Here is a 26252-nt window from a genome sequence, read left to right as displayed (position 1 = left end):
CTGCTGGGCCGTCGGGTCGAGGTTGACGTGGGTGTCGCAGATAAACAGCTGCCGACCGGGCAGCATCAGCATCTGCATGGCCGCGAGTGTCTCGCTGCCGGACTTGAGGCCGATGGTGTCCCGCACGTAGGCGAGATGGTCCTGGAAGCGGCCAACGGTGCCGCACAGCATGGCGTCGGCCCGGCCCTGGCGCACCAGCATGGCGCCCAGCAGCGTGCCGCGGCTGCGCACCTCCGTCTGTGCCAGCGCGCGCGAGACGCCGTCGCGGGAGCTCAGCTGGTAGTACGCCTCGGCGGCGTCGCGGTAGACGGCGGGGTCCAGCGGATCCACGCACTCGCAATCCACGCCGGGCCGCAGGCGCAGGCCGAATTGGGAAATGCGCTCGACGATCGCATCGGGGCGGCCTACCAGCAACGGGCGCGCGATGCCCTCGTCGATCACCACCTGGGCGGCGCGCAGCACGCGCTCGTCCTCGCCTTCGGCGTAGATCACCCGCTTGGGCGCGCGCTTGGCGGCGGCAAACACCGGCCCCATGGCGCTGCGCGACTGGTAGACGAACTGGCCAAGGCGCTGGCGATACGCCTCCATGTCGGCGATYGGGCGCGTTGCCACGCCGCTGTCCATCGCGGCACGGGCCACGGCGGGCGCCACCGCTTCGATCAGGCGCGGGTCGAACGGCTTGGGGATCAGGTATTCGGCGCCGAAGCGCAGGCCCACCGCGCCGTATGCCTGGGCGACCACTTCAGGGATCTCCGCGTGGGCGAGTTCGGCGATGGCCCGCACGGCGGCCAGTTTCATTTCCTCGTTGATGGTGGTGGCGCCCACGTCCAGCGCGCCGCGGAAGATAAACGGGAAGCACAGGACGTTGTTGACCTGGTTCGGGTAATCCGAGCGCCCGGTGCCCAGGATGGCATCGGGGCGCACCGCCAGCGCATCCTCCGGCGCGATCTCCGGCGTGGGGTTGGCCATGGCCAGGATGATCGGGTCGCGTGCCATCACCTTGACCATTTCGGGCTTGAGCACGCCGCCAGCCGACAGGCCCAGGAAGATATCCGCGCCGCCGATGATGTCGGCCAGCGTGCGCGCGGAGGTGTCCTGCGCGTAGCGTGCCTTGTTCGGGTCCATCTGCTCCTTGCGGCCAAGATAGACCACGCCGTTGCTGTCGGAGACGAACACATTGCCGATCGGCAGGCCCAGGCTGACGATCAGATCCAGGCAGGCCAGCGCCGCCGCGCCCGCGCCGGAAGCCACCAGCTTGACCTCGGAGATATCCTTGCCGACGTGCTTGAGCGCATTGAGGATGGCCGCGGCAGCCACGATGGCGGTGCCGTGCTGGTCGTCATGGAAGACCGGGATCTTCATGCGCTCGCGCAGCTTCTTCTCGATGTAGAAGCACTCGGGCGCCTTGATGTCTTCCAGGTTGATGCCGCCAAAGGTCGGCTCCATGCGGGCGATGGTATCGATCAGCGCATCCGGGTCGTCCTCCGCCAGTTCGATGTCGAATACATCGATGCCGGCGAACTTCTTGAACAGGCAGCCCTTGCCCTCCATCACCGGCTTGCCCGCCAGCGGCCCGATATTGCCCAGGCCCAGCACCGCGGTGCCGTTGGTAATCACGGCGACCAGGTTGGCGCGCGACGTGAGGTTCATCGCCTCGGCCGGATCGCGCACGATCTCCATGCAGGCGTCGGCGACGCCCGGCGAGTAGGCGAGGGCGAGGTCGCGCTGCGTGGCCATGGCCTTGGTCGGCGTCACGGAAATCTTGCCGGGGGTCGGGTAGCGGTGGTAATCGAGTGCGGCTTCGCGCAGGTTGTCGGTCATATTGTCTCCATGGCGCCGCCGGGGCGTCGGATCAGGTGTGCTTGGTGCGGGATGCAAGGCCGGTGTGGCGGCCTTGCCAGATCTGTCTGGTGGGTCGGACTTCCAGGTGGGCGCATAAACACTGCTGCCGTGGTGCGGCATCGCGCTCACTCGGACGCCCGACAAGCCTATTTCTTCTTCACCGGCGGCAAGTCGGTGCAATGACCCTCGAATACCTCGGCGGCCATGCCGATGGATTCGCCCAGCGTCGGGTGCGGGTGGATCGTCTTGCCGATGTCGGCGGGCTCGCAGCCCATCTCGATGGCCAGGCACACCTCGCTGATGAGGTCGCCGGCGTGCGTGCCGACGATGCCGCCGCCGATCACGCGATGCGTGGCTTCGTCGAACAGCAGCTTGGTGAAGCCCTCGTCGCGCCCGTTGGCGATGGCGCGACCGGACGCGGCCCACGGGAACACTGCCTTGCCGATCTTGATGCCTTCGGCCTTGCACTGCTCCTCGGTCTTGCCGGCCCACGCCACTTCCGGATCGGTGTACGCGACCGACGGAATCTGGCGTGCGTCGAAGAATGCCGCTTCACCGTGCGCGGCCTCGGCCGCCACGTGCGCTTCATGCACGGCCTTGTGCGCCAGCATCGGCTGGCCGACGATGTCGCCGATGGCGTGGATGTGCGCAACGTTGGTGCGCATCTGCCGGTCGACGTCGATATAGCCGCGCTCGGTGACGGCCACGCCGGCCTTTTCCGCGCCGATGGCACGGCCATTCGGGCTGCGGCCCACCGCCACCAGCACCAGGTCATAGACCTGCGGGGCCGGCGCCTTCTCGCCCTCGAAGCTGACTTCGATGCCGGCGGGCGTCGCCTTGGCGCCCACCGTCTTGGTCTTGAGCATGACGTGGTCGAAGCGGTGGGTGTTCTTCTTCTCCCACACCTTGACCAGGTCGCGGTCCGCGCCCTGCATCAGGCCATCGAGCATCTCCACCACGTCGATGCGCGTGCCCAGCGTGGAGTAGACCGTGGCCATCTCCAGCCCGATGATGCCGCCGCCCACCACCAGCATGCGCTTGGGGATCGACTTGAGCAGCAGCGCGCCGGTGGAGTCGACCACGCGCTCGTCGTCGGGCATGAACGGCAGCTTCACCGCCTGGCTGCCCGCCGCGATGATGGCCTTGGCGAACCTGATCACGCGCTTGCCGCCATCGGCCGCCACCACCTCCAGGTGATACGGGTCGAGGAAGCTGCCGACGCCGGTCACCACCTCGACCTTGCGCGCCTTGGCCATGCCGGCCAGGCCGCCGGTCAGCTTCTTGATGACGCTGTCCTTGAAGCCACGCAGCTTGTCCAGGTCGATCTCGGGCGCGCCGTAGCGGATGCCGTGGTCGGGCAGGGTCGCCACTTCATCCATGACCGATGCGGTGTGCAGCAACGCCTTGGAGGGGATGCAGCCCACGTTGAGGCAGACCCCGCCAAGCGTGTCGTAGCGCTCCACCAGGACGGTCTTCATGCCCAGGTCGGCGCTGCGGAACGCGGCGGAATAGCCACCGGGGCCGGCGCCCAGCACCAGCATTTCGCATTCCAGGTCCGCCTTGCCGGTGTAGCTGGCGGCGTTGGGCGCGGGCGCGGCGGCTGGCGCTGGCTTGGGCGGCGCCGATGGGGCCGCGGGCACGGCGGGTGCCGCAGCGGTTGCAGCGGCCTCGGCAGCCTCCACCACCAGGATCACCGATCCCTCGCTCACCTTGTCGTTGACCTTGACGGTGATCTCCTTGACCACGCCGGCGTGGGTGGATGGGATCTCCATCGAGGCCTTGTCGGACTCGACCGCGATCAGGCTGGTATCCACGGCGATGGTCTCGCCGGGCTTGACCATGACCTCGATCACCGTGACATCCTTGAAATCACCGATATCCGGCACTTTGACTTCGACACGTTGGGTCATTGCAGCGCGCCCCTCAGAACAGCACACGCCGCAGATCGGCGAGCAGGTTGGCAAAATAGACGTTGAAGCGGGCCGCCGCGGCGCCGTCGATGACACGGTGGTCCCATGACAACGACAGCGGCAGCGTCAGGCGCGAAGCCCAGTTCTTGCCATCGCTGGAGTGCTGCTTCCAGAAGCTCTTGCACACGCCCATGATCGCGACCTCGGGCGCGTTGATGATGGGGGTGAAGTTGATGCCGCCAATGCCGCCGAGCGAGCTGATGGTGAAGGTGCCGCCCGACATCTGGTCGGGCTTGAGCTTGCCCTCGCGCGCCAGCTTGGCCAGTTCGCCCATCTCCCGCGCGATGTCGGGGATGCTCTTCTTGTCGACGTCGCGGATCACCGGCACCATCAGGCCGTTGGGCGTGTCGGCCGCGAAGCCGATGTGGTAGTACTGCTTGAGCACCAGGGTGTCGCCGTCCAGGCTGGCGTTGAACTCGGGGAATTTCTTGAGCGTGGCCACGGCTGCCTTCATCATGAAGGGCAGCATGCTGATCTTGACGCCGCTCTTCTCCAGTTCCTTGTTCATCTGCACGCGGAACTGCTCCAGGTCGGTGATATCGGCTTCGTCGTGCGTGGTGACGTGCGGGATCACCACCCAGTTGCGGTGCAGGTTGGCGCCCGAGATCTTCTTGATGCGGCTCAGTTCCTTGCGCTCGACCGGGCCGAACTTGGCGAAGTCGACCTTGGGCCAAGGCAGCAGGTCCAGGCCGGCGCCGCCGCCCGCAGGCGCGGCGGCGGGCCTGGCGGCGGGCGCCGCGGCGCCGCCCGGGCGGGCGAAGGCCTCTACGTCGGCGCGCAGGATGCGGCCGTGCTCGCCGCTGCCGCGCACCTTGCCCAGGTCCACGCCGGTCTCGCGGGCGAGCTTGCGCACCGCCGGGCTGGCGTAGGCAAGGGCAAAAGCGGCTTCGTCGACGCCACCGGATGCGGCAGCGGCGGTGGTAGTGGCAGCGGTAGCGGCGCCAGCGGGCGCGGCAGTAGCTGCAAGCGCGGCTGCCACGGCGGGGGCTGCGCCCGTCGCCGCCGGCGCATCGCCGGTGGCCAGCGCCATGATGATGCTGCCTTCGCTGACGGTATCGCCCACCTCCACGCGGATCTCCCGCACCACGCCGCCCAGCGGGGCGGGCACTTCCATGGTGGCCTTGTCCGACTCCAGCGAGACGAGCGGGTCCTCGGCCTTGACCAGGTCTCCCACCTTGACGAACATCTCGATCACCGGGATGTCCTTGAAGTCGCCGATGTCGGGAATGCGCACTTCGGCCAGCCCGGCCGGCGCGCTGACCGGGGCGGGCGGCGCGCTCACGCTGGGCTTGGCCGCTTCCGCCGGCGCGGCGGCGGCAGTGCCGGCCCCGGCGCCTTCGAATTGCATCAGCACGCTGCCTTCGCTGACGGCATCGCCCAGCTTGACGTGGATCTGCTTGACCACGCCGCCGTGCGGCGCGGGCACTTCCATGGTGGCCTTGTCCGACTCCAGCGAGACGAGCGGGTCCTCGGCCTTGACCAGGTCTCCCACCTTGACGAACAGCTCGATCACCGGCACGTCCTTGAAGTCGCCGATGTCGGGCACCTTGATTTCAATGGCTTGGTTCATTGTCTTTATTCCTTCGCCTCTCAGACCGTCCACGGCGCTGCGCGCTCGCTATCCACCCCGTATCTGGCAATGGCCTCGGCCACCACCGCGGGCTTGATCGCGCCGTCATCGCTCAGCGCCTTGAGCGCGGCCACGGCCACGTGGTAGCGGTCCACCTCGAAGAAGCTGCGCAGCTTGGCGCGGTAGTCGCTGCGGCCAAAGCCATCGGTGCCGAGCACCACGTAGCGGCGCCCGGCGGCGTGCACGTATTCGCGCACCTGGTCGGCGTAGTTGCGCATGTAGTCGGTGGAGGCGATCACCGGGCCGTCATGGCCCGCCAGGCTCGCCTCGACCCAGCTCTTGCGGCGCGGCTCGGTGGGGTGCAGCAGGTTCCAGCGTTCCGTGGCCATGCCGTCGCGGCGCAGCTCGTTGTAGCTGGGGGCGCTCCAGATGTCGGCGGTGACGTTGAAGTCCGCCTTCAGCAGTTCGGCCGCCGCGATCACCTCGCGCAGGATGGTGCCGCTGCCCATCAGTTGCACGCGCAGCCCGCCCTTGCCGGCCTTGCCGCCGTCCTTGAGCAGGTACAGGCCCTTGAGGATGCCTTCCTCGGTGCCGGCGCCGGCGCCCGCTTCGGCCAGCCCCGGGTGCGTGTAGTTCTCGTTCATCAGGGTGATGTAGTAGTACACATCCTCCTGCTGCTCGTACATGCGGCGCATGCCCTCGCGCACGATGGTCACCACTTCATAGGCGAAGGTAGGGTCGTAGGAGACACAGTTCGGGATGGTGCCGGCGATGATGTGGCTATGGCCGTCCTCGTGCTGCAAGCCTTCGCCGTTGAGCGTGGTGCGCCCGGCGGTGCCGCCCAGCAGGAAGCCGCGCGCGCGGATATCGCCCGCCAGCCACGCCAGGTCGCCCACCCGCTGCAGCCCGAACATCGAGTAGTAGATGTAGAACGGGATCATCGGCACGTTGCTCGTGCTGTACGAGGTCGCGGCCACAATCCAGCTGGACATCGCGCCGCCTTCGTTGATCCCTTCCTGCAACACCTGGCCGTCCTTGGACTCGCGGTAGTACATCAGCTGGTCGGCATCCTGCGGCTTGTAGAGCTGGCCGACCGACGAATAGATGCCGAGCTGGCGGAACATGCCTTCCATGCCGAAGGTGCGCGATTCATCGGGCACGATGGGCACCACATGCTTGCCAATGGCCTTGTCCCTGACCAGCGTGCCCAGCATCTGCACGAAGGCCATGGTGGTGGAGATCTCGCGCTCGCCGGTGCTGTCCAGCAGGCGCTGGAAATTGGACAGCGGCGGGATCTCCAGCGAGGCGGACTTGCTGCGGCGTGCCGGCAGGTAGCCGCCCAGCGCCGCGCGCCGGGCGCGCAGGTACTGCATCTCCGGGCTGTCCTCGGCCGGCTTGATAAAGGGCACGTCGGCCAGCTGGTCGTCGCTGACCGGAATCTGGAAGCGGTCGCGGAAGCCGCGCAGGGCGTCCTGCGTCATCTTCTTGGCCTGGTGGGCAATCATCTGGCCTTCGCCGGATTCGCCCATGCCATAGCCCTTGACCGTCTTGGCCAGGATCAGCGTCGGCTCGCCGGTGTGCTTCACGGCCGCCGCGTAGGCGGCAAACACCTTCTCGGGATCGTGGCCGCCGCGCGTGAGGCCCCAGATTTCCTCGTCGCTCATGTCGGCGACCAGCGCCTTGAGCTCCTCGTACTTGCCAAAGAAGTGCTCGCGCACATAGGCGCCGCTCTTGCTCTTGAAATCCTGGTACTCGCCGTCGACGCATTCTTCCATGCGCTTTAGCAGCAGGCCGCTCTTGTCCCTGGCCAGCAGCTTGTCCCAGCCTCCACCCCAGACCACCTTGATCACGTTCCAGCCGGCGCCGCGGAAGACCGATTCCAGCTCCTGGATGATCTTGCCGTTGCCGCGCACCGGGCCGTCCAGCCGTTGCAGGTTGCAGTTGATGACAAAGATCAGGTTGTCCAGCCGCTCGCGGCCGGCCAGCGAGATCGCGCCCAGCGATTCGGGTTCGTCCATCTCGCCGTCGCCCATGAAGGCCCAGACCTTGCGCGCCGCCGTGTCCGCCAGGCCGCGGCCTTGCAGGTACTTGAGGAAGCGCGCCTGGTAGATCGACATCAGCGGCCCCAGGCCCATCGACACGGTGGGGAACTGCCAGAAGTCCGGCATCAGCCAGGGGTGCGGGTAGGAGGACAGCCCGGTGCCGCCGGTCTCCTGGCGGTAGCCCAGCAACTGCTGCTCGGTGAGCCGCCCTTCGACAAAGGCGCGGGCATAGATGCCCGGCGCGCTGTGGCCCTGGATGTAGAGCAGGTCGCCGCCATGGGTGTCGGTGGGCGCGTGCCAGAAGTGGCCAAAGCCAATGTCGTAGAGCGTGGCCGCCGACTGGAAGCTGGCGATGTGGCCACCCAGCTCCGACGATTCCTTGTTGGCGCGCAGGATGATCGCCATGGCGTTCCAGCGGATGATCGAGCGCAGGCGATGCTCGATGGCGCGGTCGCCGGTCGATTGCGCTTCGTCCTTGGGGGCGATGGTGTTGCGGTAGCCCGTGGTCAGGGAGCGCGGCACATAGAGGCCATCGCGTCGCGCCTCGTCCACCAGCGTATTGACCAGCTGGTTGGCGCGCTCGGCTCCGCGGTGCTGGGTCACCGCTTGCAAGGACTCAAGCCATTCCGCGGTCTCGATAGGATCGAGATCGCCCGCTTCTCGTGCGCTCATAGTGTCTCCACGTGTTCTGTTTTGGTTGTGTCAGGTGCTGCAGTGGCAGAGCTATTCAGCAAGAGATGTGCCACGGCAAGCGCGGGGATGCGGGTTACGCAAGTGATTGATTGGAAAGGAATCCCGCCGTGGCAGTCCGGCTGCCCGGTCGGGAATCCATATTCAGGCGGGGTGATCGTTATGAGATTTCATGCGGGGGTGTCAGGGAATACCCGCGCCTGGACGGCCCGGGGTTGTAGCGACGGCGCCTCGGTAATGTCCTCGGCCTCCAGGGCCCCCGCGGCATCGGGGTCCTGCGCGGCGCCAAGCTCACCTTCCCATTTGGCAACGACGGCCGTGGCGATRCTGTTGCCGATGACGTTGGTGGCGGTGCGGCCCATGTCGAGGAACTGGTCGATGCCCAGGATCAGCAGCAGGCCGGCTTCCGGCAGGTTGAACATCGGCAGGGTCGCCGCCACCACCACGATGGAGGCACGGGGCACGCCGGCAATGCCTTTGCTGGTGACCATGAGCACCAGCAGCATGGTGATCTGCTGGGTCAGGCTCATCTGGATGTTGTAGGCCTGGGCGATGAACAGCGCGGCGAATGCCTGGTACATCATCGAGCCGTCGAGGTTGAACGAGTAGCCCAGCGGCAGCACGAAGCCGGTCACCTTGTTGGGCACCCCGAACTTCTCCATCTGCTCCATGGTCTTGGGGTAGGCCGCCTCGCTGCTGGCGGTGGAGAACGCCAGGATCGTCGGCTCGCGGATCAGCTTGAGCAGCGTGAACACCCGGGTGCCCAGGAACAGGTAGCCCGCCGCGGTCAGCACCAGCCACAGCACCAGCAAGCCCAGGTAGAAGCCGCCGATGAACTTGCCGTAGGTAAACAGCACGCCAATGCCCTGCACCGTGATGGCGGCGGCGACGGCGGCAAACACGCCGAGCGGCGCGAAGCGCATCACGAAGTCGGTGACGCGCAGCATGATCGCCACCAGTTCCTCGATCGACGCCACCAGGTGATGGCCCACCTTGCCCTTGAACGACGCAATGGCAAAGCCGAAGAACAGCGAGAACACCAGGATCTGCAGGATCTCGTTCTGCGCCATCGCCTCGAACACGCTCTTGGGGAAGACGTGCGTGATGAAGTCCTTCAGGTTCAGCGTGGAGGTCTTGAGGTTGGTGGCCGCGCCGATTTCGGGCAGTGGCAGGTTCAGTGCATGCCCGGGCTGCAGCAGGTCCACGAAGAACATGCCGAGCAGCAGCGATATCAGCGACGCGGTGATGAACCAGCCGAGCGCCTTGATGCCGATGCGGCCCACGGCGCTGGCGTCTTTCATGCCGGCGATGCCCGCCACCAGCGTGCCAAACACCAGCGGCGCGATGATCATCTTGATCAGCCGCAGGAAGACGTCGGTGACGATGGAGAAGTAGCTGGCAATCTCCTTGGCCATGGCCGCATCGGGCACGAGGCGGTTGCAGAGATAGCCGGTGACGATGCCCAGGACCATGGCGATCATGATCCGGGTTGTGAGCTTGTTTGCCTTCATTGTGCGTTGTCTCCAGCAGTTGCGGCCAGATCCTGGTCTGACCGTCGGAATCGGGGCAGGGCGGGGGCGGTGGGGCCGGTGGGGCCTTGCCTGGCGCCGGACACGCCTTGCCCCCCGGATCAGCGCGCGCGGGGCGCCAGGCTCAGCTGGGTCGGCTGCGTCAGCACTTCCGGGCGCAGGATCTGGTCCAGTTCCTCCCGGGTCAGCAAGCCCTTTTGCAGCACGATCTCGTACACGCTGCCGCCGGTGGCATGGGCCTCCTGCGCCACGGCGGTGGCGTTGGCATAGCCGATGTACGGGTTCAGGGCGGTCACGATGCCGATGGAGTTCTCGACCGTGGCCCGCAGGCGCTCTTCGTTGGCGGTGATGCCGTTGACGCAGCGTTCGGCCAGCGTCAGGCAGCCGTTGCGCAGATGGCTCACGCTCTTGAACAGGCTGTGCGCGATGATCGGCTCGAAGGCGTTGAGTTGCAGCTGGCCGGCTTCGGCCGCGAAGCTGACCGTGATGTCGTTGCCGATGACCTCGAACGCGATCTGGTTGACCACCTCCGGGATGACGGGGTTCACCTTGCCGGGCATGATGCTGGAGCCTGCCTGCATGGCCGGCAGGTTGATCTCGCCCAGCCCGGCGCGCGGGCCGCTGGACAGCAGCCGCAGGTCGTTGCAGGTCTTGGAGAGCTTGACCGCCACGCGCTTGAGCACGCCGGAGAGCTGCACAAAGGCGCCGCAATCCTGCGTGGCCTCGATCAGGTTCGGCGCGGTCATCAGCGGAATGCCGGTGATCTCCTTGAGCCGCTTGAGGATCAGCGGCGCGTAGTCCGGGTGCGCGGTGATGCCCGTGCCGATGGCGGTGGCGCCCATGTTGATCTCGCAGATCAGCAGGGCCGCTTCGCGCAGCCGCTCCTCGTCCTCGCCGAGCATCACGGCGTAGGTGCTGAACTCCTGGCCCAGCGTCATCGGCACGGCGTCCTGCAACTGGGTGCGGCCCATCTTCAGGACATGCCTGAACTCTTCGGCCTTGCGCTCGAAGGCGCGCCGCAGCACACCCATGGCATCCACCAGGCCCAGGATGCCGAACCAGGTGGCGACCTTGAGCGCCGACGGGTAGACGTCGTTGGTGCTCTGGCCGATGTTGACCTGCTCGTTCGGGTGCAGGTACTGGTACTCGCCCTTGTTGTGTCCCAGCAGTTCGAGCGCGCGGTTGGCGATGACCTCGTTCGCGTTCATGTTGGTCGAGGTGCCCGCGCCGCCCTGGATCACGTCGACGACGAACTGGTCGTGCAGCTTGCCCCCGAGCAGTTCCGCGCAGGCCGCCACGATGGCGTCGCAGCGGGGCTCGTCGAGCAGGCCCAGTTCATGGTTGGCCAGCGCGGCCGCCTGCTTGATGTAGGCCAGGGCCTTGATGAGCTCGGGGTAGATGGAGATGGGGGTGCCGGTGATCGGAAAGTTCTCTACCGCGCGCAGGGTGTGCACACCGTAGTAGACGTCCGCCGGGACCTCGCGATCGCCCAGCAGGTCATGTTCGGTTCTAAAGGTTCGAGCGGTCATTGCATTGCGCCTCGCAAATTTGCATCAGGGAGGACCCGACTCTAGATAAACCGCCGACAGGTGGCGACTATGATGCGAATTTGTCATGGCATGGCGCGAAATACTCATGCGGCACGCTATCGGCAAGGCGCCACGAGGGGCTGGAGAGCGGCAGGCGGGCCGGGATCGCCGGACRATGATTTTTCCGCATATTTCGCTGCGAATTTTGCATCGACGTATCAGGGCTTATACGGATCCGGGCGCTTTTTGGTTGCCGTATCATCGCCCGCTCATCACCTGTCGTCACCATTTGGCGGGCACTCGCCGAGCGCCTGATATCCACCGCATGGAGAAAACCATGAAGCGTTTTGCACGTCTTAATACTCTCAGCGCCTTGCTGCTTGCCGCCAGCCTGACCACCGGCGTTGCCCATGCCCAGCTTGCTCCCTCCGCCCCTGCCGCCGGCGCGCCGGCACAGGCCAGCGAAGCCCGCAAGGCCAATATCGTGATCATCGGCACCGGCGGCACCATCGCTGGCGCCGGTGCCGCCGCCACCAATACCGCCGCCTACCAGTCGGCGGTGGTGCCGGTGGACAAGATCATCGCCTCGGTGCCCGAGATCTCGAAGATCGCCAACGTCAAGGGCGAGCAGGTCTTCCAGATCGGCTCGGAGAGCTTCAACAACGAGCGCCTGCTCAAGCTTGGCAAGCGCGTCTCGGAGCTGCTCAAGCAGCCGGACGTGGATGGCATCGTGATCACCCACGGCACCGACACCATCGAGGAAACCGCTTACTTCCTCAACCTCACGCTCAAGAGCGACAAGCCGGTGGTGGTGGTGGGATCGATGCGTCCGGGCACGGCGCTGGGCGCGGACGGCGCGCTTAACCTGTACGACGCGGTGCTGGTGGCGTCCAGCCCGGAATCGCGTGGCAAGGGCACGCTGGCCGTGCTGAACGACGAGATCCACACCGGGCGCGACGTCACCAAGACCAATACCTTCAAGATCGAGACCTTCCGCTCGCCGTTCGGCCCGCTGGGCTACGTGGTGGAAGGCCGCACGCTGTACTACCGCCTGGCGGCGCGCCCGCACACCATGCAGACCGAATGGGACATCGACAAGATCGACAAGCTGCCTGAAGTTGCCGTGGTGTACGCCTACGGCAACGTCAATCYGGCCAGCATCGATGCGGCGGTGAAGAACGGCGCCAAGGCCATCGTCTATGCGGCCACCGGCAATGGCAGCGTGGGCGACTACATGGTCGAGCCGCTCAAGGCCGCGCGCGCCAAGGGCGTGCAGATCGTGCGTGCCTCGCGCACCGGCAGCGGCGTGGTGGTCCGCAACGCCGAGCAGCCGGACGATAAGTACGACTGGCTGGTGACGGACGACCAGCTGCCGCAGAAGGCCCGCATCCTGATGGCGCTGGCACTGACCAAGACCAACGACACCAAGGAACTGCAGAAGATCTTCTGGAAGTACTAAGCGGGTAGAAGGCGTGCACCAGTCGAGTACCCGGTACCTTGCGCTTGTCCGCGCGAGGCCGGGGAGGGATGTTGCAATTTCAGCATAATGCCGCGCAAAATTTGCATCGTGCTACCGGGCTTCCACCGATTTGTGCAGTGCCGCGTTGCCGTATGATGTGCCATAGACAGCGCGTCCCCCCTGATGTTGAGTACATTCCATTATGGAAACCAAGTGGCTTGAAGACTTCCTGTGCTTGGCTGAAACGCGCAGTTTTTCGCGCGCGGCAAGCGACCGGCATATCACCCAGTCGGCGTTCAGCCGACGCATCATGGCCCTTGAGGAGTGGCTTGGCGTCAGCCTGGTTGACCGCAGCGTGCATCCGGCAACGCTGACCACGGCAGGCTGGCTGTTCCGCCGGCTGGCCGCCGACCTGTTGCGTGACGCTTATGCCGCACGCGCGCTGCTGAGCAGCCGTCAGCCGCTTGCCGAGAGTGGCCAGGTTATCCGCTTCGCGGTGGCGCACACCCTGGTCTTTACCTTCTTCCCAAACTGGCTCAAGTGCCTGCACGAGCGTTTCGGCTCGTTGAGTGCCTGCGTGCATGCGGTGAACGTGCCGGAGGGCGTGCAGCAACTGGTGGATGACGATTGCGACATCCTGCTGGGCTACCACCATCAGCAACTGCCGATCCTGCTTGACCCGAACGGCTTCCCGTTCCTGATGCTGGGCGTCGAGCGGATCCTGCCGTTCTCGGCACCGGACAAGCAAGGGCAGCCGATCTTCCGGCTGCCCGGCACGAGCGCCAATCGCTTGCCTTTCATGGCCTATTCATCCGGCGCGTTCCTTGGCAACGTGGTCGAGATGATCCTGCTCAATGCGCCGGAGCCCTACGGGCTGCAGCGCTGCTTCGAGACCCATATGTCGGAGGCCCTGAAGGCCATGGTCGTGGCCGGGCACGGGGTGGGCTGGTTGCCGGAGAGCTGCGTCAGCGACGAGCTGAAAGAGGGCAAGCTGGTGGTGGCAGGGCCTGCCGCGTGGGCGACCAGCCTCGACATCCGCCTGTACCGTTCGGTGGCCAGTCCGAAGCCGCTGGTCGAAGAGTTGTGGTCCGCTATCAGCCAGGTGCCGGACCCGCAATTGATGATGCAAAAAACCGCGGAATCGAGCGACTGCGGAATGCTGTAAGGCCGGGTCCCGGGCCGCGGTGGTTGGCGACCCGGGCGGCTACCTTGGCGATTGGCCTCGGGGATCTATCGTCGGTCGATCAGCCAGCCGATCAGCACGCCGACAGCGGCCGCCACGCCGATGGCCGTCCACGGGCTTTCATGCACATAGTCGTCCGCGACGCGCGCCGTGTGGCGGCTCTTTTCCACGACGACGTATTGCACATCGGCGATTTTCTTCTTTGCCTTCTTCAGGCGTTCCTGCACCTTGCCCGGCTCGTCCGCGGCCGGCTTGCCGGGGGCATTGGTGGCATTGGTGGCAGGCACCAACAGGCTATCGACTTCACGCAGCGCGCTACCGGTATTCGACATTTCTTTCTCCTCGTTGAATGGCTACCGCAATGAAAGACCTTATCGCGTTAAAAGGTCCGGCTCATTGGGTCTGGCTAGCATAAGGAACATCCGGCGCGTAAATAAGAGCCAATCGGGATTTGTTGATGGAACCGCCTCCCGGCGGTCCACGCAGGCCTGTGCGTTGCTCGCGCCGGTAGATCAGCCGAGTTCCATGCAGAGGTATTTCATCTCCAGGTACTCGTCGATGCCGTAGCTGGAGCCTTCGCGGCCGAGGCCGGATTGCTTGACGCCACCGAACGGTGCCACCTCATTGGAGATCAGCCCCGTATTGATGCCGACCATGCCGTACTCCAGCGCCTCGGCCACGCGCCACACGCGGGCCATGTCCTTGGAGAAGAAGTAAGCGGCAAGACCGGACTCGGTGTCGTTGGCCATGGCGATGACTTCCTGGTCGTCCTTGAAGCGGAACAAGGGCGCCAACGGGCCAAACGTTTCCTCGCGCGCGACGCGCATGGCAGCGGTGGCATCAGCCACCACCGTGGGCTCGAAGAAGGTGCCACCAAGCGCATGGCGCTTGCCGCCCGTCAGCACCCGTGCGCCATGGACGAGCGCATCGGCGATATGGCTTTCCACCTTGGCGACGGCGTTGGCATCGATCAGCGGCCCTTGCGTGACGCCGCTGTCGATGCCGTGCCCGGGACGCAGGGCGCTCACCGCGCGCACCAGCCGGCTGGCCACCTCCTCGTACACGTTGTCGTGCACATAGATGCGGTTGGCGCAGACGCAGGTCTGGCCGCTGTTGCGGAATTTCGAAGCCAGGATGCCGTCCACCGCGCGGTCGAGATCGGCGTCCTCGAACACGATCAGCGGCGCATTGCCGCCGAGTTCGAGCGAGAGTTTCTTGACCGTGCCGGCGCATTGCGCCATCAGCAGTTTGCCGATGGCGGTGGAGCCRGTGAAACTCAGCTTGCGCACGGCCGGGCTCTCGCACAAGACGCCGCCGATCTGGACCGGGTCGCCGGTGACGACCTGCAGCACGCCGCGGGGCACGCCGGCTTCTTCGGCCAGCGCGGCCAGCGCCAGCGCCGTCAGCGGGGTYTGTTCGGCGGGCTTCACGATCATGGTGCAGCCCGCGGCCAGCGCCGGGCCGGCCTTGCGCGTGATCATGGCGGCGGGGAAGTTCCAGGGCGTGATCGCCGCGCACACACCTATCGGCTGGCGCAGCACCAGCAGCTTCTGGCCGGCGCGCGGGCTGGACAGTACGTCACCGTCCACCCGCTTGGCTTCTTCGCCGAACCATTCGAGGAAGGAGGCCGCGTAGGCGACTTCGCCACGCGCTTCGGCCAGCGGCTTGCCCTGCTCGGCGGTCATCAGTTGCGCCAGGTCTTCCTGGTGCGCCAGCATCAGGTCGGCCCAGCGGCGCAGCACCGCGGCGCGGGCCTTGCCGGTCAGCTCGCGCCACGCCGGCAGCGCGCGCGCGGCGGCCTCCACGGCTTGCCGGGTTTCGGCGGCGCCGCAGCCCGGGACGGTGCCGACCACATCGTGGGTGGCCGGGTTGCGCACCACCAATACGGCGGCGCCGGCGGCGCCGGTCCATTCGCCATCGATCAGGCAGGCGCTGCGCAGCAGCTCGGGTCGTTGCAATTTCAAGGTGTCTCCCACGGTGTCTCCCTTTATGCGGTGATGCCGGCCAGCACCTTCGTCAGCACCACCAGTGCGGCGTCGAACTGGGCTTGCGGGATGGTGAGGGGGTAGAGGAAGCGGATGGTGTTGCCGTACGTGCCGCAGGTCAGCAGGATCAGCCCTGCCTCCATGGCGCGCTGCTGCACCCGCTTGGCCAGCTCAGCGCTGGGCTGCCCGGTGGCCGGATCGTAGAACTCCACCGCGATCATGGAGCCAAGCCCGCGGACGTCGGCAATCACCGGGCAGGTGTGGCTCGCGTACTGCAGCACGGCCTTCAGTTGCTCACCGAGCGCGGTGGCGCGGTCGCATAGATGCTCTTCTTCAATGGCGTCGATCACCGCGTGGGCGGCGGCCACCGCCAGCGGGTTGCCGGCGTAGGTGCCACCCAGGCCGCCGGGCAGCGGCGCATCCATGATGGCGGCGCGGCCGCACACGGCCGACAGCGGCATGCCGCCCGCCAGGCTCTTGGCCATGGTGATGAGGTCGGGCGCCACCGGGTAGTGCGACATGGCAAAGAGCTTGCCGGTGCGGCCGAAACCGGTCTGCACCTCATCGGCGATCAGCAGGATGCCGTGCTTGTCGCACAGCGCGCGCAGCTTCTGCATGAAGTCCACCGGCGCCGGGTGGAAGCCGCCTTCGCCCTGGACCGGCTCGATGATGATGGCCGCCACGCGCTGCGGGTCGATATCCGTCTTGAACAGCGACTCCAGCGCCTGGATGGATTGCTCGGTGCTCACGCCATGCAGGTCGCACGGGAACGGCGCGTGATAGATGTCGGACGGGAACGGCCCGAACCCGACCTTGTACGGCGCCACCTTGCCGGTCAGTGCCATGCCAAGCAGGGTGCGGCCATGGAAGCCGCCCGAGAACGCGATGACGCCAGGGCGCCCGGTATGCGCGCGGGCGATCTTGACCGCGTTTTCCACGGCCTCCGCGCCGGTGGTGAAGAGGGCGGTCTTCTTCAGGCCATCGATCGGCACCAGGGCGTTGATGCGCTCGGCCAGCGCCACGTAGCTCTCGTAGGGCACGATCTGGTACGCGGTATGCGTGAAGCGCTCGAGCTGCGCGATCACCGCCTGCATCACGCGCGGATGGCGGTGGCCGGTATTGAGCACGGCAATGCCACAGGCAAAGTCGGTGTACTGGCGGCCTTCCACATCCCAGAGCGTGGCGTTTTCCGCCCGGTCTGCATAGAAGTCGCACATCACGCCGACGCCGCGGGGGGTGGCAAGGGCGCGGCGCTGATTCAGTTCGAGGTTCTTCATGGGCTCTCCGTGTTGCTTGGTATGGCCCGGGCGGCGCTTGCCGGCCGGGCGCGGTTCTCGCGGGTTTTCGCTGGCTGTCGATCGATCGCGATCGCAACGATGCAGTGCATTTCAACTTCCTTTGGCACTACAATCCAGTACCGCATTCCCATATCTGATGGTGCCAATTGAGATCGATCTGTGGCGACTTGCTGCTTCAGCGCCTGGGTCCGGACGGTCCCGCAGCCCTTGCGAAACCGCTGAATCGCAGTCTTTACGAGTGCATCCGCGGCGCCATCCTCGATGGCAGCCTGGGGCCCGAGACCCGTCTGCCGCCATCGCGTGACCTTGCCTCCGAGCTCGGCATGTCGAGAAATACCGTGATGTTTGCGTACGAGCAGTTGCTGGCCGAGGGCTATGTGCATGCCCGTACCGGCAGCGGCACCTTCGTGGCGGCCACCGCGCCGGAGGCCTATCTCAATGCCAAGGCCAGCCAGGCCAGCAGCGCGCAGGCCCGGGCCATGCCGGGCCTGTCGCCGCGCGGCGTGGAATTGCTGGCCAATGCCTCGGCGTCGCCATCGCAGTGGGGCGCCTTCATGCCGGGCGTGCCGGATGTGACGCGTTTCCCGCACCAGCGCTATGCGCAGATCGCCGCCCGCCTGTGGCGCAATCCGCCGCCCGAGCGGCTCAGCTATTGCCATGGCGGTGGCTTGCCCGCCTTGCGCGAAGCCGTGGCGGCCCATCTGCGGGTGGCGCGATCGGTGCAATGCGACGCCGCCCAGGTGCTGATTACCGAAGGCATTCACCAGGGCATCGACCTGCTGGTCCGCATGCTCGGCATGTCTGGCGAGCACGCCTGGGTGGAGGAGCCCAGCTACTGGGGGATTCGCGGCTTGCTGCAGATGAACGGCATCCACATGATGCCGATCCCGGTCGATGAGGAAGGGCTGACGATTCCGGCGGGGAAGGACGCAGGCCAGCCGCCGCGCTTTATCTTTGTCACGCCATCGCACCAGTATCCGCTCGGCGCCGTCATGAGCCTGACGCGGCGGCGCGCGCTGCTCGAATACGCCCGGCGCCAGGGCAGCTGGATCGTCGAGGACGACTATGACAGCGAGTTCCGTTTCTCCGGCCAGCCAATCCCGTCGCTGCAAGGCATGGAGCCGGATGCGCCGGTGATCTATATCGGCACGTTCAGCAAGACGCTGTTCCCCGGGCTGCGCATGGGCTACATGGTATTGCCGCGCGCGCTGGCCGGCGCCTTCCAGACCGCGCATTCCGAGCTGTACCGCGCCGGCCACCTGATGACGCAAGCCACCGTGGCCGAGTTCATGCAGGCGGGCGACTATGCCGCGCATATCCGCCGCATGCGGCTGCTCTACGGCCGCCGCCGCGCCATCCTGGCCGGGTTGATCGAGCGCTATCTGGGACCCGAAGCGCTGCACCGCTACGGCAGCAATGCCGGCTTGCACCTGGTTCTCTGCCTGCCGGACAGCGCGGACGATGTGGCCATTGCGGAGCAGGCCGGGCGCCGGGGCATCCTGGTGCGGCCGCTGTCTCGGTATTTCCTGGGCAGTGCGGTGCAGCGGGGGTTGTTGCTCGGGTATGCGTGCGTGCCGGAGGAGCAGATAGGGCCGGCGTTCGAGGTATTGCTGGGTTGCTTGCGGGACGTCCGGCTGCTGTCGCACTGAGCAAGACGAGGAGGGCGGCCCCCGGTCCGGTCCCTGGCGTCACGGCTTGCGGACGCCGTTTTTAAGCAGGAAGACTTTGCCGCAAGGTATCATTCGTTCCCGGTTAGCATCCGGTGGGCATCTGGTTTGCGCCCGGCTCACGCGCTAGCGTGGCGCAAGTACGGCACGCGCCACTCCCCGAGCCAGGGATGTTCCGCTTGCGTCTCGCCAGGATTTTTTTGTGATCCGGGCGCGGTTTCAACGATGTAGCCTGTCCGGCGGTTGCCTGGTGGCCGGTTTCGCCACCAAGCCGCACGGATGTGGCCACCACCGGGTTTTGCCGCCCATATAAAAGTGACGGAGCGCCGGCCACCGCCGAAGGCCGCTCCGCGCGACGCGCGACGCATGAAGGCTTCCTGCATGCGTCGCTATCCATAGCCTGCTTGTCGCCAGAACTGGCGCCCGCCGGTTCGCATGCTTGCGAACCACCAGATAAAAGTTCCCTGATGTTTGGATTCCTCCGTAGCTACTTCTCCAGCGATCTCGCGATCGACCTTGGCACCGCCAACACCCTGATCTACATGCGCGACAAGGGCATCGTCCTCGATGAGCCCTCGGTGGTCGCGATTCGCCAGCAGGGTGGCCCCAATCCCCGCAAGACCATCGAGGCGGTGGGCAAGGAAGCCAAGCAGATGCTGGGCAAGGTACCTGGAAATATCGAGGCCATCCGCCCGATGAAAGATGGCGTGATCGCCGACTTCCGGGTCACCGAGCAGATGCTCAAGCAGTTCATCAAGATGGTGCACGACACCAAGCTGCTGCGGCCTTCGCCCCGCATGATCATCTGCGTGCCGTGCGGCTCGACCCAGGTCGAGCGCCGCGCCATCCGCGAATCCGCGCTGGCCGCCGGYGCCAGCCAGGTCTACCTGATCGAGGAACCCATGGCGGCCGCGCTCGGCGCGGGGCTGCCCGTGTCGGAGCCGTCCGGCTCGATGGTGGTGGATGTCGGCGGCGGCACCACCGAGGTCGGCGTGATCTCGCTGGGCGGCATGGTCTACAAGGGTTCCATTCGCGTGGGCGGCGACAGGTTCGACGAGGCCATCGTCAACTACATCCGGCGCAACTACGGCATGTTGATCGGCGAGCAGACCGCCGAGGCCATCAAGAAGACAATCGGCTCGGCTTTCCCGGGTGCCGAAATCCGCGAAATGGAAGTCAAGGGCCGCAACCTGTCCGAAGGCATCCCGCGCGCGTTCACGGTGTCGTCCAACGAAATCCTGGAAGCGCTGACCGAACCACTCAATCAGATCGTGTCGGCGGTCAAGATCGCGCTGGAGCAGACCCCGCCGGAACTCGGCGCCGATATTGCCGAGCGCGGCATGATGCTCACCGGTGGCGGCGCGCTGCTGAGCGACCTGGATCGCCTGCTGGCCGAGGAAACCGGCCTGCCGGTCGTGGTGGCCGATGACCCGCTGACCTGCGTGGTGCGGGGCGCGGGCATGGCGCTCGAACGCATGGACAAGCTCGGCAGCTTCTTCTCCTACGAGTAAGGGCTGGCCGGTCGCAACGAAGAAGGCCGGCCCTCGGGCCGGCCTTGCGCGTCGCAGTCCCGGCGCTTCGAAAGCGCCGAAAGCACCATCGAGCAACCGCGCTTAATCCCCCAGTGCCACCCCCTCGCGGCGCGGGTCGGCGCCGCCGGCCCATGCCCAGGTGCCATCGGGGCGCTGGCGGCGCATGATGGCCTGCGTGCCGCTGGTCATCTCGATCTGCGCGACCTCATGCCCGCGGTCTTTCAGGCCTTGCACCAGGGCCGGGCTGACCAGGCCGGCTTCCAGCTCCGTCGGTCCGTTGCGGCTGCCGAAGTTGGGCATGTTGATGGCCGCCTGCACGTCCATGTTCCAGTCCAGCAGGCCCACCAGCGTCTTGGACACGTACTCGATGATCTGCGAGCCGCCGGGCGAACCCACGGTTGCGACCAGCTTGCCGGTCTCGCGGTCGAACACCAGCGTGGGCGCCATCGACGAGCGCGGGCGCTTGCCGGGCTGCACGCGGTTGGCGACCGCCTTGCCGTTCTCGCTTGGCACGAACGAGAAATCGGTGAGCTGGTTGTTCAGCACGAAGCCGCGCACCATCAGATGCGAGCCGAAATAGCTCTCGACGGTGGTGGTCATGGAAATCGCGCCGCCGGTGTCATCCACCGCGACGATCTGCGACGTGGACACGCGCGGCGGCGAGCGGTCCGGCGCCAGCGCGAGTGTGGCGCCGGGTGGCACGCCGGCCTCCGCCTTGTCCATGCTCTCGTCGCCGATCAGGCTCGCGCGGCTTGCCAGGTAGTCACGGCTCAGCAGCCCCGCCACATTGACGGGCACGAAATCCGAGTCCGCCACATAGAGGCCGCGGTCCGCATAGGCCAGGCGCCCGGCCTCGGAAAGCGCGTGCACAGCGTCGATGCCCGGCTCGACGCCGGCAGGCGTGGCTACCTGTTTGGGCCGCAGCGCGGCGAGCGCGTATTTCGGATCTTTCGCCGCGAGCGCCTGCAAGGTGCCGAGCATCTGCGCGATCGCGATGCCGCCCGACGATGGCGGCGGCATGCCGCAGACCTTCCAGCGCTTGTAGTCGCTGCAGATGGGCGCGCGCTCCCTGGCGCGGTAATCCTTCAGGTCAGCCAGCGAGAGTGAGCCCGGGTTGGCACTCCCGTTGACCTGCTTGACGATCTCGCTGGCAATCGGGCCGGTATAAAGCACGTCTGGCCMGCGCTGCGCGATCTCGCGCAGTGTGTTGGCCAGCGCCGGATTCTTCAGTATGGTGCCGACCGGCCTGGGTTTGCCGTCCGGTGTCAGGAAGTAGGCTGCCATCTCGGGCGAGGCCGGGAGGAACTTGTCGGCGGCGATCTGCGTATAAAGGCGCGGCGAAATCGGGAAACCCTGCTCTGCCAGCGCGATGGCCGGCTCGAACAGCTTGGCCCAGGGCAGCTTGCCATGCTGGCGGTGAGCCAGTTCCAGCGCGCGCAGCACGCCAGGCGTGCCCACCGAACGCCCGCCGATCTGCCCTTCGCTGAAGCTCATGGGCTTGCCGTCGGGGCGCATGAAGAGGTTTTCGCCGGCACCGGCGGGCGCGGTCTCGCGGCCGTCGTAAGCCTGCACGCGCTTGCCGTCCCAGTACATGATGAAGGCGCCACCGCCGATGCCGGTGGCCTGCGGCTCGACCAGCGTCAGCACAGCCTGCRTGGCGATGGCCGCATCGATGGCCGTGCCGCCCGCGCGCAGGATCTTGCGGCCGGCTTCGGTGGCCAGGGGATTGGCAGCCGCGGCCATATGCTTGTCGGCGTAAGTGGTGGTCATGCCCGGCCGGTAGCCGGACGAGACTTCCGGCGCCGCGGGCAAGGCCGTTGCCGCGGGAGCGGTTGTGGCCGGCGGCGCCGAGGACACCCCGGTTTGCGTCGAACATGCGCTTAGCAGGGCGAGCGCCAAGGCCAGCGGGCTGCCCCGGCGCATCAATGAAAACTGCTGAGTGGCCATTTCATCATTCTCCTGAAAGGAAAGGCATTCTAGAAATCGATGCTTGCACCCTCGGGGGTGGCAGAGCGGCGTACGGCCTCGATGGCTTCAAGCCGGCGTTTTGCCTCCTCGGGAAAGCGGGCAATGAGCGCGGCAATCAAGGTCTCGCATTGCGCCAGCGCGGGCACCTTCGTATCGAACGGTGAGCCGGTCTGTACAAAGCTGCTTAGCGTGGCCGTGGCGAAGCCGGCGATCGGCGACTTCCACTCGTCGGTAAGCAGGATGATCCTTGCGCCCAGGCGATGCGCCGCGGCGGCAAAGTCGATCACGCTTTTCTGATAGCGGCGATAGTCGAAGACGACCAGCGCATCGTCTGGCCCGATGTCGACCAGTGCCTCGTTCGCCCGCTCCAGGGCAGGCTCGACGAGACGGACCTTGGGACGGATATGCGTCAGGTGCGACGCGAGCCGCGAGGCCAGGAACAAGCTCGATCGTCCGCCGGTGCAGAACACGGCGGACCGCGCATTGCCGAGCAATTCGACGGCGGTGTCGAAGTCCTCCGGCGAAGCGTGCTGCGCCACGCGCTCGACCGACATCGCCAGGCTTGCCAGCGAACCCCGCTGGAAATCGTCTCCGAGTGCTGTGTTGCCTGGCGCGCCGAGCCGGGAGAGCGGCGAATTCATGGCCTCGTCGACCTCCGCCAGGAGCGCTCGCTGAAATGACGGGTAACCGTCGAATCCCAGCTTCACGACCAGCCGGTACACCGTCGGATCGCTGACCCCGGCTTGACCCGCGAGGTTCGAGATGGACGTCAGCGCGGCACTCGGGTAGCTGGCGAGCAGCGTTTCCACCACCTTCAGCTCCGACGTGGTGAAGCCGGCGGCCTGGTCCGCCAGCATTTCCCTGATTGATAACCTGGCCAAGCCGCTCTCCGGAAGGGACTGCCTTGCCACCATGCAGTGGGGCAGTGTTGCGTAATAAACGTTACAGCGCGTGAAACAAATCGGAGAATATCATTGGGCAGTTCGGCAAAGACCGAGTAAAAACCCTCAGTTTCGCCTGGCGGACGCTGCGTGTATTGTTTGTTGGTGAAACACTCGGCTCAGTTCTCAGCTTTTCTTGTAGCGTACGTTACAGACGTCCAGCACGCACCAAGATGTCACTAGCCAAGAGTCAGGACTCAACGAGCAGAGGGAGCGAAGACTTTGAAAGAGACGCCACTGATCGACTGGCTTCTCGGGCGCAGTCACTGGGCGCAACCCGACCGATCGGGCCTCCCCTTGAACCGGCAGTTGTTTGACGACATCCGCGGCGCGATCCTGGCCGGCCAGTTGTCGGCCGGTACGCGCCTGCCGCCGASGCGCGAGGTTGCCAAAGGCCTGAGCATCGCCCGCAACACCGTCCTGTATGCGTATGAGCGCCTCACCGAAGAGGGCTATACGCTGACACAGGGCGGCAGTGGCACCTACGTCGGCAAGGCACCGCCCGATCCCGCGCTGCGCGAGAGTGTGTTCGGCTTGAGCCAGGCGAGCGAGATCGCGCCGCCGCGCGAGGAATCGCGCCTGTCCGCAAGAGCCCGCGAACTGCTCGATGGCGCCGGCGCATCGGACCGGCAGGTGGGCTCGTTCGTGCTGGGCATTCCGGATGTCAGGCAGTTTCCACGGGCGACATGGCAGCGCCTGATCACCCAGGTCTGGAAAACCGCCTGCCAGGAACAACTGGGCTATGGCACGCGGCACGGCTGCCCGCCGCTCAAGCGCGCGCTGGCGCAATACCTGGCGCTCGCACGCGGCGTCGACTGCTCGCCCGAGCAGATCGTGGTGACGCAGGGCAGCCACCAGGCCATCGACCTGTGCGCCCGCTTGCTCGCCGATCCGGGCGATGTGGTGTGGGTGGAAGACCCAGGCTACTGGGGCGCGCGCAGCGTGTTTCGCGCCGCCGGCCTGAAGGTCGAGGCGGTGCCGGTGGACGCGCAGGGCATGCAGCCCCCGGTTGCGCCGCAGACCGCGCCCAGGCTCATCTTCGTCACCCCGTCGCACCAGTACCCCAGCGGCGTGGTAATGAGCCTGGCACGCCGTCGCTTGCTCACGGAGCTGGCGCATCGCTACGGCGCCTGGATCATCGAGGACGACTACGACAGCGAGTTCCGTTACCACGGCGCGCCCCAGCCATCGCTGCAGGGCCTCGATCCCCATCGCAACACCATCTATGTGGGCAGCTTCTCCAAGGTGCTGTACCCCGGCCTGCGGCTCGGCTTCCTGATCCTGCCGCCGTCACTGGTGGATGCCTTCGCCGTAGCACACTCCGAGTTGTATCGCGGCGGGCAGCTGCAGATCCAGACCGCGCTGGCACTGTTTATCGCGGACGGGCACTACGCCGCCCATATCCGGCGCATGCGCAAGATCTATGGCGAGCGCCAGGCGCTTCTCACGCGGGAATTGCAGCGACGGCTTGACGGCGAGATCGATATCGTCGGCACCGACACCGGGCTGCACCTGACCGTCCTCCTGCGCCGCGCGGAGGATCACCTGGTATCGCGCGCCGCGCTTGCCCACGGGATCGTGGCGCGCCCGCTGTCGTCCTACTACGCGGACCCCCGGCGCTCGCAGAACGGCCTGGTGCTGGGCTACGGTGGGGTCAGCGAGGAGGAGATCGCTCCGGCGGTGGCCAGGCTGGCGGCGGCCATCGAATCGGTCGGCGGGGCCTGAGGCGGGTGGCCAAGACGCGGCGGGCTGCCTCGGCACGCGTTGCGCCGGATCGCAGAAGAACTGCCTCGCGGCCAGCGCCGCGGCAGATAAAGTGCGCTTGCCTCATGCCGCCGTCGTCGTCGTCGCCAAAGCTGGAGGGTCACGGCGCGTGGCGCTCTTCAATCGCGCACAGTCGTGCCGCGCAGTAGGAGAAAGCCGCGATGACCTCATACCCATTGGAGGGAGGGGCCGTTGCCGTAGAGAGTGCAGGCAGGGCGTAGAGGCGGAAAAGCGCCATGCTTGTGTCAAAGGCGGCCAACGAGGCGGCCAGCGAGGCGGGCTGGCCGAAGCTGCTGCCGACTTGGCAGACGGCCTGGGCGATGCCTGTCTATGCTCGGTTCATCGTCTGACACGCATGGAGTATGGCATGGCCTCGCAGCAACGGGAGGAGATCATTCAGCGCCTCTGGGACGACAGGGCACGACTGCCGGAGGATGCCTCGTTGTCGCACATGCGCGAGCACGCCGATGCCCTGTACGACGCGCTTCCCATTCCGGCTGGCGTCCGCTTTGTCGAGGGCAGCGATGTTCCCGGACTGTGGACCATCTCGCCGGGCTCGGCGAGCAATCAGGCGATCCTCTATCTCCACGGCGGAGGGTACGTCCTTCATACCCCTTGCCAGTACCGGACGATGACTGCCGCGCTATCGCGCGAAACGCATCGTGATGTCTTTGCGCTCGATTATCACCGGGCGCCAGAGCATCCTTTCCCACACGCTTTGCACGCTGCATACGAGGCTTACAAGTGGTTGCATGACCGGCTCGGCGAAGATCCCGCTATTGTCCTGGCGGGCGATTCGGCAGGAGGCGGACTTGCCGTGGCGCTGATGCTGATGTGCAAGCTTCACGACATGCCACTGCCCAAGGGGGCTTTCCTGATGTCTCCGTGGACGGACCTGACGCTCAGCGGCGACACGATCCGCACCAAGGCGCTCGTGGACGCGCGCATCTCGCTGGACGCCCTGCGATTCTTTGCGCGAAGCTACCTGCAGGAAGAACACGATCCGCGGCATCCACTGGCGTCGCCGGTGTTTGGTGACCTTGGTGGCTTGCCACCGATACTGATTCACGTGGGCGGAGACGAGATCTTGCTGGACGATGCGACGCGGCTTGCCGCGCGTGCGGCAGTGGCTGGCGTCGACATCGGGCTCCGGGCGTGGCCCGCCATGTTCCACGCCTGGCACATGTGGCATGGCATCTTGCCCGAAGCGCGTCAGGCCTTGCAGGAAGGCGCCGACTTTATCCGCGGGCGCTTCGCGGCTTGAGTGGGAGGACGGCAATGCA

17 protein-coding genes are annotated in these 26252 nt (G+C 66.3%); 6 read left to right on the top strand and 11 right to left on the bottom strand.

What is annotated here, in order from left to right; genetic code table 11:
• The 6 genes from AC1DO7_RS08670 to aspA all read right to left on the bottom strand — a co-directional run.
• Positions 1-1821 (bottom strand): phosphate acyltransferase (locus tag AC1DO7_RS08670; protein WP_477116002.1); only part of this gene is annotated, 1821 nt, incomplete at its 3' end.
• A 167-nt stretch (positions 1822-1988) separates the two neighbouring features.
• Positions 1989-3752 carry a dihydrolipoyl dehydrogenase gene (lpdA, locus tag AC1DO7_RS08665; RefSeq protein WP_441615730.1) on the bottom strand — a complete coding sequence of 588 codons (1764 nt, stop codon included), beginning with the start codon at positions 3750-3752 and terminating at the stop codon, positions 1989-1991.
• 13 nt (positions 3753-3765) lie between these two features.
• Positions 3766-5382 carry a dihydrolipoyllysine-residue acetyltransferase gene (gene aceF, locus AC1DO7_RS08660; protein WP_477116001.1) on the bottom strand — a complete coding sequence of 539 codons (1617 nt, stop codon included), beginning with the start codon at positions 5380-5382 and terminating at the stop codon, positions 3766-3768.
• A 20-nt stretch (positions 5383-5402) separates the two neighbouring features.
• Positions 5403-8096: a pyruvate dehydrogenase (acetyl-transferring), homodimeric type gene (aceE, locus tag AC1DO7_RS08655; RefSeq protein ID WP_441622185.1), complete on the bottom strand. Its 2694-nt coding sequence runs from the start codon at positions 8094-8096 to the stop codon at positions 5403-5405.
• A gap of 188 nt (positions 8097-8284) precedes the next feature.
• On the bottom strand, positions 8285-9625 hold the full coding sequence (locus tag AC1DO7_RS08650; protein WP_441622183.1) for a dicarboxylate/amino acid:cation symporter: 1341 nt from the start codon (positions 9623-9625) through the stop codon (positions 8285-8287).
• 119 nt (positions 9626-9744) lie between these two features.
• The gene (gene aspA, locus AC1DO7_RS08645; protein WP_441622181.1) at positions 9745-11172 is read right to left on the bottom strand and encodes an aspartate ammonia-lyase; all 1428 of its coding nucleotides are present in this window, start codon (positions 11170-11172) and stop codon (positions 9745-9747) included.
• Positions 11173-11509: 337 nt separating this feature from the next.
• Here aspA and AC1DO7_RS08640 point away from each other — a divergent pair, with 337 nt between their 5' ends.
• Both AC1DO7_RS08640 and AC1DO7_RS08635 read left to right on the top strand, forming a co-directional pair.
• On the top strand, positions 11510-12631 hold the full coding sequence (locus AC1DO7_RS08640; protein WP_477116000.1) for an asparaginase: 1122 nt from the start codon (positions 11510-11512) through the stop codon (positions 12629-12631).
• Between the two features lie 202 nt (positions 12632-12833).
• A complete protein-coding gene (locus tag AC1DO7_RS08635) occupies positions 12834-13796 on the top strand; it encodes a LysR substrate-binding domain-containing protein (protein ID WP_441643551.1) in 963 nt (320 codons plus the stop codon).
• 65 nt (positions 13797-13861) lie between these two features.
• Here AC1DO7_RS08635 and AC1DO7_RS08630 read toward each other — a convergent pair whose 3' ends face one another.
• The 3 genes from AC1DO7_RS08630 to AC1DO7_RS08620 form a co-directional block, all read right to left on the bottom strand.
• The gene (locus AC1DO7_RS08630; RefSeq protein WP_441622175.1) at positions 13862-14146 is read right to left on the bottom strand and encodes an ElaB/YgaM/YqjD family protein; all 285 of its coding nucleotides are present in this window, start codon (positions 14144-14146) and stop codon (positions 13862-13864) included.
• Positions 14147-14326: 180 nt separating this feature from the next.
• A complete protein-coding gene (locus AC1DO7_RS08625) occupies positions 14327-15778 on the bottom strand; it encodes an NAD-dependent succinate-semialdehyde dehydrogenase (protein WP_441622173.1) in 1452 nt (483 codons plus the stop codon).
• A gap of 23 nt (positions 15779-15801) precedes the next feature.
• Entirely contained in the window at positions 15802-17076 is a 1275-nt protein-coding gene (locus AC1DO7_RS08620; RefSeq protein ID WP_441622172.1) for a 4-aminobutyrate--2-oxoglutarate transaminase, read from the bottom strand.
• Positions 17077-17243: 167 nt separating this feature from the next.
• Between AC1DO7_RS08620 and pdxR (AC1DO7_RS08615) the strand changes: the two genes are divergently transcribed.
• Together pdxR (AC1DO7_RS08615) and AC1DO7_RS08610 are read left to right on the top strand one after the other, a co-directional pair.
• Positions 17244-18746 carry a MocR-like pyridoxine biosynthesis transcription factor PdxR gene (pdxR, locus tag AC1DO7_RS08615; RefSeq protein ID WP_441622170.1) on the top strand — a complete coding sequence of 501 codons (1503 nt, stop codon included), beginning with the start codon at positions 17244-17246 and terminating at the stop codon, positions 18744-18746.
• Positions 18747-19231: 485 nt separating this feature from the next.
• Positions 19232-20275: a rod shape-determining protein gene (locus tag AC1DO7_RS08610; protein WP_441622168.1), complete on the top strand. Its 1044-nt coding sequence runs from the start codon at positions 19232-19234 to the stop codon at positions 20273-20275.
• 102 nt (positions 20276-20377) lie between these two features.
• Here the strand turns inward: AC1DO7_RS08610 and ggt are convergent, their stop codons facing one another.
• Together ggt and AC1DO7_RS08600 are read right to left on the bottom strand one after the other, a co-directional pair.
• The gene (gene ggt / locus AC1DO7_RS08605) at positions 20378-22243 is read right to left on the bottom strand and encodes a gamma-glutamyltransferase (protein ID WP_477115999.1); all 1866 of its coding nucleotides are present in this window, start codon (positions 22241-22243) and stop codon (positions 20378-20380) included.
• A gap of 29 nt (positions 22244-22272) precedes the next feature.
• Positions 22273-23121 carry a MurR/RpiR family transcriptional regulator gene (locus tag AC1DO7_RS08600; protein WP_441622164.1) on the bottom strand — a complete coding sequence of 283 codons (849 nt, stop codon included), beginning with the start codon at positions 23119-23121 and terminating at the stop codon, positions 22273-22275.
• A 306-nt stretch (positions 23122-23427) separates the two neighbouring features.
• Here AC1DO7_RS08600 and pdxR (AC1DO7_RS08595) point away from each other — a divergent pair, with 306 nt between their 5' ends.
• Positions 23428-24930 carry a MocR-like pyridoxine biosynthesis transcription factor PdxR gene (pdxR, locus tag AC1DO7_RS08595; protein WP_477115998.1) on the top strand — a complete coding sequence of 501 codons (1503 nt, stop codon included), beginning with the start codon at positions 23428-23430 and terminating at the stop codon, positions 24928-24930.
• Positions 24931-25336: 406 nt separating this feature from the next.
• Positions 25337-26233, top strand: coding sequence for an alpha/beta hydrolase (locus AC1DO7_RS08590; RefSeq protein ID WP_441622161.1), 897 nt, complete (start codon positions 25337-25339; stop codon positions 26231-26233).
• Positions 26234-26252 lie beyond the last annotated feature (19 nt).

The sequence above is a fragment of the Cupriavidus sp. 05N40 genome (assembly GCF_056397305.1).
The sequence above is the reverse complement of the archived record's forward strand: the minus strand, read 5'-3'. Positions and strand labels throughout refer to the sequence as shown.

What these genes read in the sequence shown, in the direction of transcription:
- AC1DO7_RS08635 (WP_441643551.1), top strand. Translation starts at nt 12,834, where the DNA reads ATGGAAACCAAGTGGCTTGAAGACTTCCTGTGCTTGGCTGAAACGCGC.
- AC1DO7_RS08590 (WP_441622161.1), top strand. Translation starts at nt 25,337, where the DNA reads ATGGCCTCGCAGCAACGGGAGGAGATCATTCAGCGCCTCTGGGACGAC.
- AC1DO7_RS08600 (WP_441622164.1), bottom strand. Translation starts at nt 23,121, where the DNA reads ATGCTGGCGGACCAGGCCGCCGGCTTCACCACGTCGGAGCTGAAGGTG.
- lpdA (WP_441615730.1), bottom strand. Translation starts at nt 3,752, where the DNA reads ATGACCCAACGTGTCGAAGTCAAAGTGCCGGATATCGGTGATTTCAAG.
- aspA (WP_441622181.1), bottom strand. Translation starts at nt 11,172, where the DNA reads ATGACCGCTCGAACCTTTAGAACCGAACATGACCTGCTGGGCGATCGC.
- AC1DO7_RS08630 (WP_441622175.1), bottom strand. Translation starts at nt 14,146, where the DNA reads ATGTCGAATACCGGTAGCGCGCTGCGTGAAGTCGATAGCCTGTTGGTG.
- aceE (WP_441622185.1), bottom strand. Translation starts at nt 8,096, where the DNA reads ATGAGCGCACGAGAAGCGGGCGATCTCGATCCTATCGAGACCGCGGAA.
- AC1DO7_RS08620 (WP_441622172.1), bottom strand. Translation starts at nt 17,076, where the DNA reads ATGAAGAACCTCGAACTGAATCAGCGCCGCGCCCTTGCCACCCCCCGC.
- aceF (WP_477116001.1), bottom strand. Translation starts at nt 5,382, where the DNA reads ATGAACCAAGCCATTGAAATCAAGGTGCCCGACATCGGCGACTTCAAG.